This is a genomic window from Candidatus Liberibacter africanus PTSAPSY (assembly GCF_001021085.1).
GTDB lineage: Bacteria > Pseudomonadota > Alphaproteobacteria > Rhizobiales > Rhizobiaceae > Liberibacter > Liberibacter africanus.
Genome location: NZ_CP004021.1, coordinates 152344 through 166765 on the forward strand (window position 1 = coordinate 152344; position 14422 = coordinate 166765).

Sequence of the window (14422 nt, forward strand, 5' to 3'; positions counted from 1 at the left end):
AAATTGTATAAAAATAAAAAATTTACACCGATAAAAATTTATCTATCAACCTCACCAAAAACAATATCCAAGGATCCTAAAATCGCCGATACATCTGCCAATTGATGACCTTTACATAAAAATTCTATAGCCTGAAGATGAGCATATCCAGGTGCACGAATCTTACACCGATAAGGCTTGTTACTACCATCAGAAACTAAATAAACTCCAAATTCTCCTTTAGGAGCCTCTACAGCAGCATAAACATCACCAACCGGAACATGATATCCCTCAGTATAAAGCTTAAAATGATTAATCAATGCTTCCATAGAACGTTTCATATCCGCTCTCTTGGGAGGGACAATCTTAGAATCACAAGCAGATACTGGACCTACTCTATTCTCTCCAAGCAATCGATTGACACATTGCCGTATGATTTTCACAGATTCACGCATTTCCATCATACGAACTAGATAGCGATCATAACAATCCCCATTTTTCCCAATCGGAATATCAAAATCCATCTCTGAATAACACTCATATGGTTGAGATTTACGCAAATCCCAAGGAGCACCAGATCCACGAATCATAACACCTGAAAATCCCCACCTCCATGCATCTTCAAGCTTAACAGAACCGATATGAACATTACGCTGTTTAAAAATACGATTCTCAGTTAAAAGATCACTAATATCATCAAGAGCCGACGGAAAAGAATCACACCAACAACCAATATCATCTACTAATACAGGCGGAATATCCTGATGCACTCCACCAGGACGAAAATACGCTGCATGCATACGTGATCCTGAAGCACGTTCGTAAAAAACCATAAGTTTTTCTCGTTCTTCAAATCCCCATAAAGGAGGAGTCAACGCCCCAACATCCATAGCCTGCGTAGTAACATTCAACAAATGAGAAAGAATACGCCCAATTTCAGAATAAAGAACACGAATTAATTGTCCCCGAATTGGAATTTCAATACCAAGAAGCCTTTCTACTGCCAAAACATATGCATGTTCTTGATTCATCGGAGCGACATAATCCAAACGATCAAAATATGGAACCGCTTGCAAAAAAGTCTTTGTCTCAATAAGCTTTTCTGTCCCCCTATGCAACAATCCAATATGCGGATCAACACGCTCTACAACCTCACCATCAAGCTCAAGAATAAGCCGCAAAACTCCATGCGCCGCAGGATGCTGTGGACCAAAATTTATAGTAAAACCATGAGCCTTCTTGCTACCCATCTATGTGGACTCCATCCCATAAAACCAATAAAATACATAGGAATACTCTTCTAAGGTACATTATTCTCCGAATCTTCTTTAGAAAACAAAGGGTTTAACCCTCCCAAGGAGACAAAAAATCATAATCGCGGTGTTCTTGCATCAATTCTACAGGGCTATAAACAACCTTTTTAGCATCATTGTCATAACGCAATTCCACAAAGCCAGTCACTGGAAAATCCTTGCGCAGAGGATGACCTTCAAAACCATAATCTGTTAAAATACGTCGCAAATCAGGATGACCTTTAAAGTGAATACCATACATATCCCACACTTCACGCTCAAACCAATCTGCTCCAGGATAAACACCTGTTATAGAAGGAACATGCTCTCCTTCAGCAACCTCCACTTTCACTCGTATACGACGATTATAGGTTGGCGATAAAAAATGATAAACCACTTCAAAACGACTAGGACGACTTAAAAAGTCTACACCACACAAATCCACAATATTTACAAAACAGCAATTCGGATCATCTCGCAGAAAAATACAAAGCGAAACTAGATCATCGCAACCAACATGAAGACACAATTCTCCTACTGAATTAACGGCGAATTTCACAGAACAACCAAAAGTATCAACTATGTAATTGCCAAAACATTCAATTTTCTTAACCACACTATTGCCTTTTAACGATTGATATTTCCAACACGACGAATTTTCTTTTGCAACAAAAGAATCCCATAAATAAGGGCTTCTGCAGTAGGAGGACAACCAGGAACATAAATATCCACAGGAACAATACGATCACATCCTCGCACAACAGAATAGGAATAATGATAATACCCTCCTCCATTAGCACAAGAACCCATCGAAATAACATAACGAGGCTCAGGCATTTGATCATATACTCTACGAAGAGCCGGAGCCATCTTATTAGTCAAGGTACCAGCAACAATCATAACATCTGATTGACGTGGCGAAGCACGCGGCGCAAAACCAAATCGTTCCAAATCATACCGAGGCATAGAAGCTTGCATCATCTCAACCGCACAACACGCTAATCCAAATGTCATCCACATTAATGAACCAGTACGCGCCCAAGTAGCCAACTGATCAGCAGATGTAACAAGAAAACCTTTATGCATTAACTCATTGCCGATCCCGACAAACTCCGCCTCTCTCTTCTCTAGTGAATCAGGATTATGATCAAAAACAATCTTACGATCAATCTTTTTCAATCCCATTCTAAAGCCCCTTTTTTCCATTCATAAATGAAACCAATAATTAAAATCCCTAGAAATACCATCATCGATCCAAAACCCAACCAACTAATTTTTTTGAAATAAACTGCCCAAGGAAATAAAAAAGCAATTTCTAGATCAAAAATAATAAATAACACAGATACTAAACAAAATCGAATGTCGAACTTTACACGTGCATCATCAAAAGGATCAAATCCACACTCGTAAGTTGATAATTTTTCTGGATCAGGAGATTTAAAAGCAACAATAAAAGGAGAAACCATAAGAGCAACAACTATTGCTGCTGCAATCGCTATAAAGACTATAATAGGCGTATAAGAAGCCAAGAGACACTCCATATTGATTAATTTCCACTGCCAAGGCAAATACCACCGATACTAAACGTAATCATTCTCGCAGTAATCCAATAACATTATATTAAAAAGAAAAATAATACGAAATAATCATCACACATGGCGCGAGTGACGGGGCTCGAACCCGTGACCTCCGGCGTGACAGGCCGGCGCTCTAACCAACTGAGCTACACCCGCTGTTAACGGCAATATCAATAATCAAAAAGACATTTTTGCCACTTACAACAAAAATAATCCCTAGAACCTATCTACTACAAAAACAATAGAAAACACAATTAAAATAAATGAATCAAAGAAAAATAATCCGAATAAAAGCATCAAAACTTTACTACATAACAAATGCTATTGCAATCTTCAAACATAGTAAAATAATTTATTTATAAGGAAAATGATATGCATTGCTTATCAACAAAAAAATCCAAAATTTATTTTTTTTTATTTGCGAACATTGAAAAATTATTGTATCACAACATAAATGCATGGGGGCGATTAGCTCAGTGGTAGAGCGCCTCGTTTACACCGAGGATGTCGGGAGTTCGACTCTCTCATCGCCCACCATAAAAAGTTTTTTCAGCATAAGATGTTGATTTATTTATTGTTTCTTTTCATATCTAACAAACACCTAAGTGCAAGATATGAGATAATAAAGACATAAAAGACGTTCTTATTTTAAGAAGAACAGTTATTTTTTATTCTTGATAGTTTAAATATTTTAAAATAAAAAATTTAACTAAGATCGTATCCCCACTATCAAAGAAGATAGCCAGGGAAATTCCAAAACATATATCCTTTTTTCGAAAATATTACATTATCAATAACAATAAATGAAATGAGTCAATGCCAACAAATATCCTAGAAAAATAAATCTATAAGGGCGCCCTATCTAAAGATTTATAAAAAATTTATTTACCAATATAACGCCAAATACTAGGATTTTTAAAATTTTTTCACGATACCGCGACCAGAAAAATTCCAACCACATTACTTTATAAAAAAAGAAGGAGACTCCAATAGTCCCCTTCTTCCATAGGCTAGTATATAAAACAGTACGAAAATGATTTACATCATATCCATACCACCCATACCTCCCATACCGCCCATGCCACCCATGCCACCCATGCCACCTGCAGGCATTTGAGGAGCTGTTGTTTCATCTTTTGGAAGATCAACAACAACCGCCTCAGTAATTAAGAGCATAGACGAAACAGATGCAGCAAACTGCAGAGCATTACGCACAACTTTCACAGGATCAATGATACCCATTTGGAACATATCACCAAAAACTCCAGTCTGAGCATTATACCCATAATTCACATTTTTGTTTTCCTGTATTTTGCTGACAATAAGCGCAGCTTCATCCCCAGCATTTTCAATAATTTGACGACACGGAGCAGAAAGAGTCTTGCGAATAATTTCTATACCAGCAGCCTGATCTTCATTATCCCCTTTAACAGACAACGCTTGAGCAGCACGGACAAGAGCAAGCCCTCCACCTGCAACAATACCTTCATCAGATGCAGCACGTGTAGCATCAAGGGAATCCTGATAACGATCTTTTTTCTCACTCAATGCCGATTCAGTCACATCTCCAACTTCTATGACAGCAACACCACCAGCCAACTTAGCTAAGCGTTCTTTAAGCTTATCACGATCATAATCAGACTTAGTTTCTTCAATAGATCTTTGAATTTCACCAACACGAGATTTAACTTTTTCCGGATCACCATTTCCACCAACAATTGTTGTCTCATCTTTAGTCATAACAATCTTTTTAGCAGAACCTAAATCAGCAATTGTGGCTTTTTCAAGCTTAAGACCAACTTCATCAGAAATCACAGTAGCACCAACCAAAACAGCAATATCTTGAAGAATTGCCTTGCGACGATCACCAAAAGCAGGTGTTTTCGTTCCAAGAACCGCTAAATTACAACGCAATCTATTAACAACAAGAGTTGCAAGCGCATCACCTTCTATATCTTCAGCAATAATGCATAGAGGACGACCCGACTGAGCCACACTTTCCAGCAACGGAAGCAACGGTTGCAACGCTGATATCTTCTTATCGTAAAGCAAGATATAAGGATTTTCAGCCTCAGCCGCCATTCTTTCTGAATTAGTTACAAAATAAGGAGATATATAACCCCGATCAAACTGCATACCCTTAACAACTTTAACTTCAGTAGTTGCGGTTTTTGCTTGATCAATGGTGATAATTCCATGCGGACCTATTTTCTCCATTGCATGAGCAATTTTTTCACCAATCTCTTTATCACCATTGGCAGAAATAGTCGCTACTTGAATAATTTCTTCACGACTTTCAACTTTCTTATGATTTACTTTAAGATAATCTACAACTTCTTGAACAGCGAGATTAATACCACGTCTTATATCCATCGGATTAAGACCAGCTGCAACATATTTACGACCTTCATTAATAATTGCCTGAGCAAGGCAAGTTGCAGTAGTTGTTCCATCTCCTGAATTATCTTCCGCATTAGTCGCCACATCTCGTATCATACGAGCACCGACTTCATGAAAATGATTTTTAAAACTTATACTCTTCGCAACACTCACACCATCCTTAGTAACACGAGGCGCACCGAAAGAGTTGGCAATTATAACACAACGCCCCTTAGGACCAAGAGTACACTTAACAGCATCGGCAAGCATATTAACACCGTATGCAATACTATCACGAGCATTCATACCCAACTTAATATCTTTAGCAGCCATAGATTAAAACTCCCTGATTCTACGAAATCAAATCATATAAAGGGATCAAAATGACCCCCATCATATTTTAATATTACTTATCTTTACTTATCTTTGTTTTTTTACTTGTCTTCAACTACGACACCTATAATATCCGATTCTTGCATTACTAGATATTCTTCGTCGCCCCCAAGCTTAATTTCTGTTCCAGACCATTTTCCAAACAGAACAACATCGCCTGGATTGACTTCAGGTTCTATTACTTTTCCTGTTTGATCTAAAACACCAGCACCAACCCATACGACCTCTCCGCCACAAGCAGAAGGTTTTTCAGAGACGGTATCAGGTATTATAAGACCGCTTTCTGTCATTGTTTCACATTGAACACGGCGCACAACCACACGACCTCTTGACGGACGAAAACAGCGCTTACCCACCATATATAAACTCCCCATTTAACAACAAAAAAACAAAAACGAAACCGAAAACACTTATAAAAATAACTTTCTGTTATTGCATCACTCTCATCAACACGATCGCTAGCAATAAATATTTAGGAACAAACCTTTACGAAGTCAAGGGTATGAACGAATTCATTGCATAATTAAATATCATTACAGAATAAATTGACAAATAATATCGTAAACTGAATATCTATGTATTATTATAAATAGACTTAAACACAAAAGGAATGCACATGACGAAAGAAATAGCATCCCTATGCGCAATTTTATCATCTTATGATGTTATTCTCTGTGATGTGTGGGGAGTGATTCATAATGGGAAAAGTTTTTTTTCTAGTAGCATTTCTGCCCTAGAAAAAGCACGCACAAATGGCTTGAAAGTGATATTATTCACGAACTCTCCACGTCCATCCTCAAGCGTGATATCTCAAATAAAATCACTCGGACCCCTTCCTCAATTCTGGGATGATATTATCTCCTCTGGAGACTTAACTTATCATCTTTTTAAAGAGGAATCACGAGATATATTTTTCATAGGACCCGAAAAAGATTATGCCCTACTTGAAACACTTGATGTTAACATAGTCAGTGAAAAGTCTGCAAAAACAATATTATGCACCGGACTATACAACGATGAAACAGAACATCCTGAAGATTACCATATACTTTTAGAGAGCTTTGCTTCACGCAACATTCCTTTTATTTGCGCTAATCCCGATATTTTCGCCAACCGTGGTAACAAAGTGATTCCTTGTGCTGGAGCATTAGCTCTTATTTATCAAAAACTTAATGGAATAGTTAAAATGATAGGGAAACCCCATTTTCCTATTTACGAAATGGCATTTAAAAAAATATCTACTTTATGTAATTCATTGGATAAAAAACGCATACTAGCCATAGGAGATGGTATAGAAACCGACATAAAAGGCGCTCTGCAATCTGGCATAGATGCACTATACGTCAGCGACGGTATACATAAACATGAATACATGTGCAATAATATTATTAAAGAAGAAATGATACAAAATTTCTTTGCAAAAAGAAAACTATATCCCCATTGGTGGATTCGGAAACTAATCTAAAGAAGGGCAATTATGCACGTTTTCCATAATATTGAAATTAATCAAGCACTGCCAAACCACTTAAAAGGCGGAGTAGTTGCCATCGGAAATTTCGATGGAATACATCGTGGGCATCACCTGATACTGGAACATGCAATTAAAATATCTCATAATTCTCCTATCATCGTTCTTTCATTCAATCCTCATCCCCGTATTATTCTACAATCATCTTCTCCAATCTTTCCATTAACATCACCTTCGATTCAGGAAAAAATACTAGAAAACATGGGGTTTTCTGCATTAATTAGATATAAATTTACTTTAGAAACAGCTCATTATTCCGCCGAACAATTTATACAAAAAATATTAGTAGAATGGCTGGAAGCCAGCAAAGTAATTACAGGCACCCAATTCCGCTTTGGAAAAGATCGTTCTGGAAATGGTCACATCCTAGAAAAAAGTGGCGAGAAATACGGATTTAATACCGTCCTCATTGATGAATTGCGTGATAATAACTCTCAAGTTGTGTCTTCGAGCAATGTTAGAAGCGCATTGACACAGGGGAATATCCATAATGCCACCCACCTACTCGGATATCATTTTACCGTTGAATCAGAGGTCATCCATGGAAAAAAAATAGGACGAACTTTAGGATTTCCTACCGCTAATATGCAACTTCCACCTGAAATATTACTCAAAGAAGGAATATATGCTATCCGTTTTCGCACACAAGACCAAATATCTTATGGTGGCGTGGCAAACTTTGGCAGAAATCCAACTATAACCCCGAACGGATCTCTTTTTCTAGAGAGTTTTATTTTCGACTTTTCTAAAGAAATATATGGACAAAAATGCACTGTTTCATTTTTTGATTACTTACGTCCAGAAATCAAATTTAAAGACCTAAAAGAGCTAAAAAAACATACAGCAAAAGACGAACAAAAAACACGAAAAATCCTCGAGAATTCTCATCCATTAAGCGAAATAGATCGCATAATTTGCTTCTAAGAAGCTCATTCTTTATATTCAAACAATCTATATTCAAAAAATCACAGAACCTCTTTGTTCAAACTAATGAATTTTCCTATTCTTTAGGGATAATTGCTATTGTCTGAAAAATATGCTACCACTTGCTCTCGCTTTTTTATTCTATTGCAAAGGAATATTACTCTATGTTTTTACGCTTTTCTTGTAAAAATTTACTATTCTACACCATTGCCTTACAATGTCTAACATTACTCAGCTCTGAAAGCCTCGCTTACGAAGAACATAATGAAAAATCTCAATCAGTGAGAACACAAGAAAAATATGACCATAAAAAAAAACCAAACAATATAATTAAAAGAAAAAAGGGTAAAATCAATCACAATGCACTAAATACGCCTCATAACAAAGGTCAAAACAAAGACAAAACAAACGATATACTCGACGCATTCCCCTTGCCTGAGCCCCCTATCCAGTATTATAACGCTAGTCTCTGAGAGAAAATATCCTCAGATTCAAAATCTTACTTAATAAAATAAAGGTTTTTTTATTTTTTACGCAATGGTCTTCTGGGTTATGAGCGCCTAAAATCAAAGGCTATCATCATGCCGTTGTGATATTAAGATGTTTACTTAATTAATGCTGTACTAGACAAAAGCAACCATAATAGTTTATAATGTCACCGTTAGTGAAGAGATTCTCTGTGGGTGATTAGCTCAGTAGGTAGAGCAGCTGACTCTTAATCAGCCGGTCGCTGGTTCGAACCCTGCATCACCCACCATTTTTTTCGTACTGTTGTTTCGTGATTAATTGAAGAATATTCCCGCATACCATTCTTTTCTATGCATTATTTTTCTTCATGAACAAATTGCATCTGGGTAGAAGCGGTATCCACTTCAGAAATAATTTTTTCAACGATTTCTAAGAAAATTTTACGAACAATGCTTGAAAAAATTATATCCTTCCTTTAAAAAGTATATCCTTCCTTTCTCCTAAAGATATTTTATAATAACCACCCAACACCCATGATAAAAACCATATCTATCCATATAAAAGCATAATCATGCTGAAGATTTTTTTATTATCATTAACCAAAAATACAGTTTACTAATGTCAAATAAAATATATTCTCGATCTGGTATTGATATATAGGATTGTAAATAATAACTACTGAGAGCTCTTGCTCATGTTACTTCTTTTTACGGGAAAAAAATCATGCACGATGTTACTAATCGCAATATCCAATATACGAAAATTTATACATTTGTCTTGTTTTTTCTGTTCGGAGGAATAACCAGTTTAAATTCTATTCTTATACCAAAACTACAAAATATATTTTCTCTCACCTATCTACAAGCAATGCTTGTTGAAGCTGTTTTTTTCTCCTGTTACTTCTTCTTCTCTATTCCTTCTGGCATGTTCATTCAACGATATGGCTATATGAAGAGCATTTGCACAGGACTAGTGATTATATCATTAGGTTGCATGTTGTTCGTAATCACTACTTATATTACAACTTTTTCGATGTTTTTATCTGCTTTATACATTGTTGCAATAGGAGTTGTAATGCTTCAGGTCGCTTTGAATCCCCTTGTCTCTCTACTTGGCGATCCTAAAACAGCAGCGAGCAGACTTACTTTTGCACAATCTTTTAATTCGCTAGGAACAGTGATTTTCCCTTATGTTGGCTCCATCTTAATATTAAACAATTTTGCTGGTCCAGAAACATCCAAATTGGCCAATACCATAATAGCCAATCAAAATCATGCAGCGAAAGTTATCTCCCAAATATATTTAACACTTGCCATCTTTCTTGTCCCTATAATTTTTTTGTACTGGGGAAAACGTGACTGTTTTACGGATTACACGGCAAAGCATATAAAATTCTTCAAAACACTCAATATGTTAGCAATCCCTCGATTTGCAATGGGCACAATATGCATATTCCTTTACGTTGGCGCAGAAGTATCTATTGGTAGCATTATGGTCAATTATCTCATGCGCCAAGACACCTTATTCTTAGGCGGAGTATCGGCCGGACATCATACCGCAATATATTGGGGAAGCGCAATGATTGGACGTATTCTTGGATGTTGGATACTATACCGTTTTTCTACAGAAAAAACTCTGTCCGCATTCGCAATAACAGCATGTTCTTTGGTGATGATTTCCTCTTACACTACTGGCTTTATATCAGGATGGTCTCTCATAGCAGTTGGTTTATGCAATTCTATTATGTTTCCTACAATATTTTCTCTCGCAAATCTTAACCTCAAAGAACGCGTATCCGAAGGATCTGGCATAATATGTACCAGCATATCAGGAGGTGTTATCATTCCTTTGGTTTTTGGACATCTTATAGACATCTCAAGTATAAGAGATGCATTCTTTGTACCAGCTATTTGCTATATGATCATCGCCATATACGCCATATCATGTTTTTATAAAAAAAGTTGATTCTAGAAAAAAACAATAAACAATCATAAATTACGCACAAAAAGAGATTGTCGCATAACTTGATGGCGAAGAGGTATCATTTTCCCCAAAACATGAAGGGTACCTACACGGAAAAGATGTAAAAAAGGATATTGCGCAAACAATGATCGATTAAATAAATCTACGCCTATAATGCGCCCAAGGATATCTCCACGACGCATCGAATGATAGCGACTACCTATATCCTCAAAAGACACCTGATCGCATTGAATCATGTTCAATAAAACGATAACATCTCGCATGGACAAATTAAAACCCTGACCATATATCGGAGGCAGTACATGTGCAGCTTCTCCAACCAATACCACCCTATTCTCACCAAAACAACGTGATACCATACTTGATAATTGAAAACTTTGCACATCTGTTACCACTTCAATCTTACCAACTATGGAATAAAGGTACTGTTCAAGCCTACGCGCTATTTCATTTATAGGAAGTTTATGATAAAAATCCGCTTCTTGAGATTCCATCATCCATACTAAGCTGGAACAATTTCCCTGCAAAGGAATTTGAGTGATAGTTCCTAGAGATTTATGAAATTCTACACATAAACCATGATGAGGCATTGAATGCTTAAAATTTAAAACAAGCGCTTTTTGCGGATAGGACCAATTTTTCTCTCCACAACCCATTTGTCGACGAATAGATGAGTTTCGTCCATCACTACCAACAAGAAATTTACCAGTAATTTTTTGTCCTGTAGAAAGGGAAATCGCAATATTTTTTTCTCCTATTTGCATTTCATCTGCTAGAGCATCAAAGCAATGAATAAGAGGTTCTTGTGAAATTTTCTTTGTAAGAGCTTCAATAAATGGATAATTAGGAATATTATAGCCAAACGCATCTATTCCAATTTCAGAAGATTTGAATACAGCATCTGGAGCAGTGATAAAGCAACCTGTGATATCAACTAATTTAAAAGAGGATACAGGCTCTACAACGTGCTGAAGAGAATCCCATATATCAAGCTCTTTCAAAAAGCCAACCCCCTCATCCATAAGCATAGTCGTGCGCAAATCATGAAAACAAGATACAGGAGAAACAAGCGCCGTCAACAAACCTTTTTTGGCAGCACCAATTGCAGCAACAGAACCTGTAAGACCACTACCGATAATAATCACATCAAAATGTTTCATTAACTACACCTTTACGGAACTTCATGTCTGTGCTATTTAAAATACATCGACAAGTACTATCAATCTATTCATTGTATATATTCTGGATTATGTTGACTAGTGGGTATAAACACAATAGTAATAATATATCTGTCTTGGGCACGAGGCGGAAATATGATATAGTATATATTGCAAAGTATTAGTAATTATCCAATGATTGTAAAATGAATTATAAAAATTTTTCGTATAAACGTGTTAGTGCGTTTTCAGTGCATATTTTGACATCTCTTGGATCTTTTATTGCGTTTCTTGGTGTTACAGCAGCCTCCCAATATCGGATTGTTGATATGTTTTGGTGGCTTGGATTAGCCTTGATTATTGATGGATTTGACGGACCAATTGCACGTAAGATGCGCGTAAAAGAAGTTCTTCCTAATTGGTCTGGAGATACTCTTGATAATATTATTGATTATTTAACCTATGTCATTCTCCCAGCTTTTGCGCTATACCAAAGTAATCTGTTAGGCACTCCTGGATCATCCGTCGCCGCAGGCGTGATTGTCATATCAAGCGCTATTTATTATGCTTATACGAATATCAAGACAGAAGAAAACTTCTTTTCTGGATTTCCTGCAGTATGGAATATGGTTGTTTTTTTCCTTATAGCATTAAATGCAAGCGTTATTGTTTCAACAATAATTATTATTACATCAGTAATTCTCACATTCCTCCCCATCCATTTCTTACATCCCATCCGAGTTGTGCGACTGCGTCCTCTAAATATTTTTATGTTTTTTTGCTGGTGTGCTTTAGGATTTTATGCATTGCTATTAAATTTCCAAGTATCTCGCTTGTTCTACTTCGTTTTTAGCTTATGTGGAATTTATTTATATAGTATAGGCGCTATATTACAAATCTTCCCCAATCTTGGAAGAAAAAGAAAATCTTCATAGATTATAAAAATAGTATCATAATATCGTAAGACTACGAGTTAAAACTTTGATTGATTAAAAAAATCAACAACATGCATTAAACTTTCAAGAAGTATAACTTTTTTCACAGTTATCTTTGAATATCAGAATATCAGCCTTACTCATGAAAACAACAATTATCTTATCTAGAGTAACCTATAATATTGAAATGTATCTCAAAAAATACAAAAAATTTTTGGATAAAAAAACTATTTTTAAAATATGATTATTTTATAAACTTTTAAATGGCTGGGATGCCTGGATTCGAACCAGGGATCGCGGTACCAAAAACCACTGCCTTGCCACTTGGCTACATCCCAACATAAAAAAATACTACTAATCCCTAACCTATAGGATTAAAGCATAAATGCGTCTTCAATTATCTAATAAGGTTTTGATCCTATATCTGTCAACATATAGAAATATATATCTTACGGTATTGTGGAAAAATATTTGCATTATCCATTGTACTTTACAATACCTGCCATATTCTTCTACAAATTCCAATATATTGAAAAATAACATTTGTACCGGAGGAGTATATTATAAAAATTATAATTTGAAATAATATTTTTAATTATTTTTTCACTATCATTATAAAAAACGATTTTTTACTCTTTATATCATTATCTCAATAATTTTCTTGATTCATTCCTATGACTTATAACTCAATAGATTGGATTATTTACAATTAAAAACATCTTTATCATTTTAATTACCATTGATATTCCTACACTATGCCGAATCTCAATAAATCTAAAAAATGAACAATCCCTACTGTCTTTTTATTATCATCCACGACCATAAGAACAGAAATGTTATGTTGTTGCAAAAGCTGCATGGCAACTGTTAGAAGAGTATCCTCTAAAATAACCTTAGGATCTTTTGTCATAATATCTTCAACAGTGAGTGCATTTAAATCTCTTTGAAAATTTCTGAATATATCTCCTTCAGTCACAATACCCTTTAATCTTTGACCTTCATCAACTACAGCAACACAACCAAACCTTTTTTCAGACATAATAGGAATAGCATCTATTAAAGATGATCCCATTTTGACAAGAGGAAGTCTTATTCCATAATGCATTACCTCTGAAGCACAAACAAACAATGATCCTAATTTGCCACCTGGATGCAAAGCATGAAAATCATTTTCTGTAAAATTACGAGACTCCATAAGGGCCATAGCCAATGCATCTCCTATTGCTAATTGCATAATAGTAGAAGTGGTCGGAGCTAAACCATGCGGACATGCTTCTAACTCTTTAGGCAATTGTAAAACAATATCTGCATGACATGCTAAAACAGACTTTTGTTCCGAAGTAATAGCAATTAACGGAATAGAAAATCGACGCGCATGACATAAAATAGCTTTAATCTCATTACTTTCCCCACTCCATGATAAAGCAATAATCAAATCATCTGGCGTAATCATGCCGAGATCACCATGATTTGCTTCGGCAGCATGTACAAAAAACGAAGGGGTTCCTGTAGAAGACAATGTGGAAGCTATTTTTGAGCCAATATGACCACTTTTACCAATTCCAGTAACAACAATACGTCCTTTGATATTCTTAATGCGTTCCACAGCACTAATAAAATGAGAAGACAATGTACCTTGCAGAGATGTTTCCAAAGAACATAATCCTTTCTTCTCTGCTATAATGCTTTGAAGAGCAGATTGAATAGCTAAATTATTCATAAGAAGTGACCTTATCTAATAAAACATACCTAATGGGGGGGATATCCAATAATTTTCCTAAAAAGTTAAAAAATAATTCCACATATT

The 14422-nt window shown here is 35.8% G+C and carries 13 protein-coding genes and 4 tRNA genes; 7 read left to right on the forward strand and 10 right to left on the reverse strand.

All coding sequences use genetic code 11. The features are described 5' to 3' along the window. Nucleotides 1-38 precede the first annotated feature (38 nt). The 5 genes from G293_RS00670 to G293_RS00690 all read right to left on the reverse strand — a co-directional run bounded on the left by G293_RS00670 (nucleotide 39) and on the right by G293_RS00690 (nucleotide 3004). Complete coding sequence (locus G293_RS00670; protein ID WP_047263869.1) at nucleotides 39-1229, reverse strand: NADH-quinone oxidoreductase subunit D; 1191 nt, start codon at nucleotides 1227-1229, stop codon at nucleotides 39-41. A 94-nt stretch (nucleotides 1230-1323) separates the two neighbouring features. After that, nucleotides 1324-1854, reverse strand: coding sequence for an NADH-quinone oxidoreductase subunit C (locus tag G293_RS00675; RefSeq protein ID WP_047264643.1), 531 nt, complete (start codon nucleotides 1852-1854; stop codon nucleotides 1324-1326). Nucleotides 1855-1898: 44 nt separating this feature from the next. Further along, complete coding sequence (locus G293_RS00680; RefSeq protein WP_083965931.1) at nucleotides 1899-2456, reverse strand: NuoB/complex I 20 kDa subunit family protein; 558 nt, start codon at nucleotides 2454-2456, stop codon at nucleotides 1899-1901. Next, the gene (locus tag G293_RS00685; protein ID WP_047263870.1) at nucleotides 2447-2812 is read right to left on the reverse strand and encodes an NADH-quinone oxidoreductase subunit A; all 366 of its coding nucleotides are present in this window, start codon (nucleotides 2810-2812) and stop codon (nucleotides 2447-2449) included. The genes G293_RS00680 and G293_RS00685 overlap by 10 nt, the downstream gene beginning before the upstream one ends. A 115-nt stretch (nucleotides 2813-2927) precedes the next feature. Further along, a tRNA-Asp gene (locus G293_RS00690) sits at nucleotides 2928-3004 on the reverse strand. A 306-nt stretch (nucleotides 3005-3310) separates the two neighbouring features. Here G293_RS00690 and G293_RS00695 point away from each other — a divergent pair. Beyond that, nucleotides 3311-3385: transfer RNA gene (locus G293_RS00695), tRNA-Val, on the forward strand. Nucleotides 3386-3886: 501 nt separating this feature from the next. Here G293_RS00695 and groL read toward each other — a convergent pair. Further along, a complete protein-coding gene (gene groL, locus G293_RS00700; protein WP_047263871.1) occupies nucleotides 3887-5560 on the reverse strand; it encodes a chaperonin GroEL in 1674 nt (557 codons plus the stop codon). A gap of 101 nt (nucleotides 5561-5661) precedes the next feature. Further along, nucleotides 5662-5979 carry a co-chaperone GroES gene (locus tag G293_RS00705; protein ID WP_083965932.1) on the reverse strand — a complete coding sequence of 106 codons (318 nt, stop codon included), beginning with the start codon at nucleotides 5977-5979 and terminating at the stop codon, nucleotides 5662-5664. 257 nt (nucleotides 5980-6236) lie between these two features. Between G293_RS00705 and G293_RS00710 the strand changes: the two genes are divergently transcribed. The 5 genes from G293_RS00710 (at nucleotide 6237) to G293_RS00730 (ending at nucleotide 10505) form a co-directional block, all read left to right on the forward strand. Continuing rightward, entirely contained in the window at nucleotides 6237-7085 is an 849-nt protein-coding gene (locus G293_RS00710) for a TIGR01459 family HAD-type hydrolase (protein WP_047263872.1), read from the forward strand. A 12-nt stretch (nucleotides 7086-7097) separates the two neighbouring features. Beyond that, complete coding sequence (locus tag G293_RS00715; protein ID WP_047263873.1) at nucleotides 7098-8072, forward strand: bifunctional riboflavin kinase/FAD synthetase; 975 nt, start codon at nucleotides 7098-7100, stop codon at nucleotides 8070-8072. Nucleotides 8073-8236: 164 nt separating this feature from the next. After that, complete coding sequence (locus tag G293_RS00720) at nucleotides 8237-8545, forward strand: hypothetical protein (protein ID WP_047263874.1); 309 nt, start codon at nucleotides 8237-8239, stop codon at nucleotides 8543-8545. A gap of 208 nt (nucleotides 8546-8753) precedes the next feature. Further along, a tRNA-Lys gene (locus G293_RS00725) sits at nucleotides 8754-8829 on the forward strand. Nucleotides 8830-9263: 434 nt separating this feature from the next. Next, nucleotides 9264-10505 carry a sugar MFS transporter gene (locus G293_RS00730; RefSeq protein WP_047263875.1) on the forward strand — a complete coding sequence of 414 codons (1242 nt, stop codon included), beginning with the start codon at nucleotides 9264-9266 and terminating at the stop codon, nucleotides 10503-10505. Nucleotides 10506-10528: 23 nt separating this feature from the next. Here G293_RS00730 and G293_RS00735 read toward each other — a convergent pair whose 3' ends face one another. Further along, the gene (locus G293_RS00735) at nucleotides 10529-11683 is read right to left on the reverse strand and encodes an FAD-dependent monooxygenase (protein ID WP_047263876.1); all 1155 of its coding nucleotides are present in this window, start codon (nucleotides 11681-11683) and stop codon (nucleotides 10529-10531) included. Between the two features lie 203 nt (nucleotides 11684-11886). On the opposite strand from G293_RS00735, the gene pcsA reads away from it, so the two are divergent. Further along, nucleotides 11887-12615 carry a phosphatidylcholine synthase gene (gene pcsA, locus G293_RS00740; protein WP_047263877.1) on the forward strand — a complete coding sequence of 243 codons (729 nt, stop codon included), beginning with the start codon at nucleotides 11887-11889 and terminating at the stop codon, nucleotides 12613-12615. Between the two features lie 264 nt (nucleotides 12616-12879). Here pcsA and G293_RS00745 read toward each other — a convergent pair. Next, nucleotides 12880-12953 (reverse strand) — tRNA-Gln (locus G293_RS00745). Between the two features lie 410 nt (nucleotides 12954-13363). Further along, a complete protein-coding gene (locus G293_RS00750; protein ID WP_047263878.1) occupies nucleotides 13364-14335 on the reverse strand; it encodes a KpsF/GutQ family sugar-phosphate isomerase in 972 nt (323 codons plus the stop codon). Nucleotides 14336-14422 lie beyond the last annotated feature (87 nt).

What these genes read in the sequence shown, in the direction of transcription:
- G293_RS00735 (WP_047263876.1), bottom strand. Translation starts at nt 11,683, where the DNA reads ATGAAACATTTTGATGTGATTATTATCGGTAGTGGTCTTACAGGTTCT.
- G293_RS00685 (WP_047263870.1), bottom strand. Translation starts at nt 2,812, where the DNA reads ATGGAGTGTCTCTTGGCTTCTTATACGCCTATTATAGTCTTTATAGCG.
- G293_RS00720 (WP_047263874.1), top strand. Translation starts at nt 8,237, where the DNA reads ATGTTTTTACGCTTTTCTTGTAAAAATTTACTATTCTACACCATTGCC.
- G293_RS00710 (WP_047263872.1), top strand. Translation starts at nt 6,237, where the DNA reads ATGACGAAAGAAATAGCATCCCTATGCGCAATTTTATCATCTTATGAT.
- pcsA (WP_047263877.1), top strand. Translation starts at nt 11,887, where the DNA reads ATGAATTATAAAAATTTTTCGTATAAACGTGTTAGTGCGTTTTCAGTG.
- G293_RS00705 (WP_083965932.1), bottom strand. Translation starts at nt 5,979, where the DNA reads ATGGTGGGTAAGCGCTGTTTTCGTCCGTCAAGAGGTCGTGTGGTTGTG.
- G293_RS00670 (WP_047263869.1), bottom strand. Translation starts at nt 1,229, where the DNA reads ATGGGTAGCAAGAAGGCTCATGGTTTTACTATAAATTTTGGTCCACAG.
- G293_RS00730 (WP_047263875.1), top strand. Translation starts at nt 9,264, where the DNA reads ATGCACGATGTTACTAATCGCAATATCCAATATACGAAAATTTATACA.
- G293_RS00680 (WP_083965931.1), bottom strand. Translation starts at nt 2,456, where the DNA reads ATGGGATTGAAAAAGATTGATCGTAAGATTGTTTTTGATCATAATCCT.
- groL (WP_047263871.1), bottom strand. Translation starts at nt 5,560, where the DNA reads ATGGCTGCTAAAGATATTAAGTTGGGTATGAATGCTCGTGATAGTATT.
- G293_RS00715 (WP_047263873.1), top strand. Translation starts at nt 7,098, where the DNA reads ATGCACGTTTTCCATAATATTGAAATTAATCAAGCACTGCCAAACCAC.
- G293_RS00750 (WP_047263878.1), bottom strand. Translation starts at nt 14,335, where the DNA reads ATGAATAATTTAGCTATTCAATCTGCTCTTCAAAGCATTATAGCAGAG.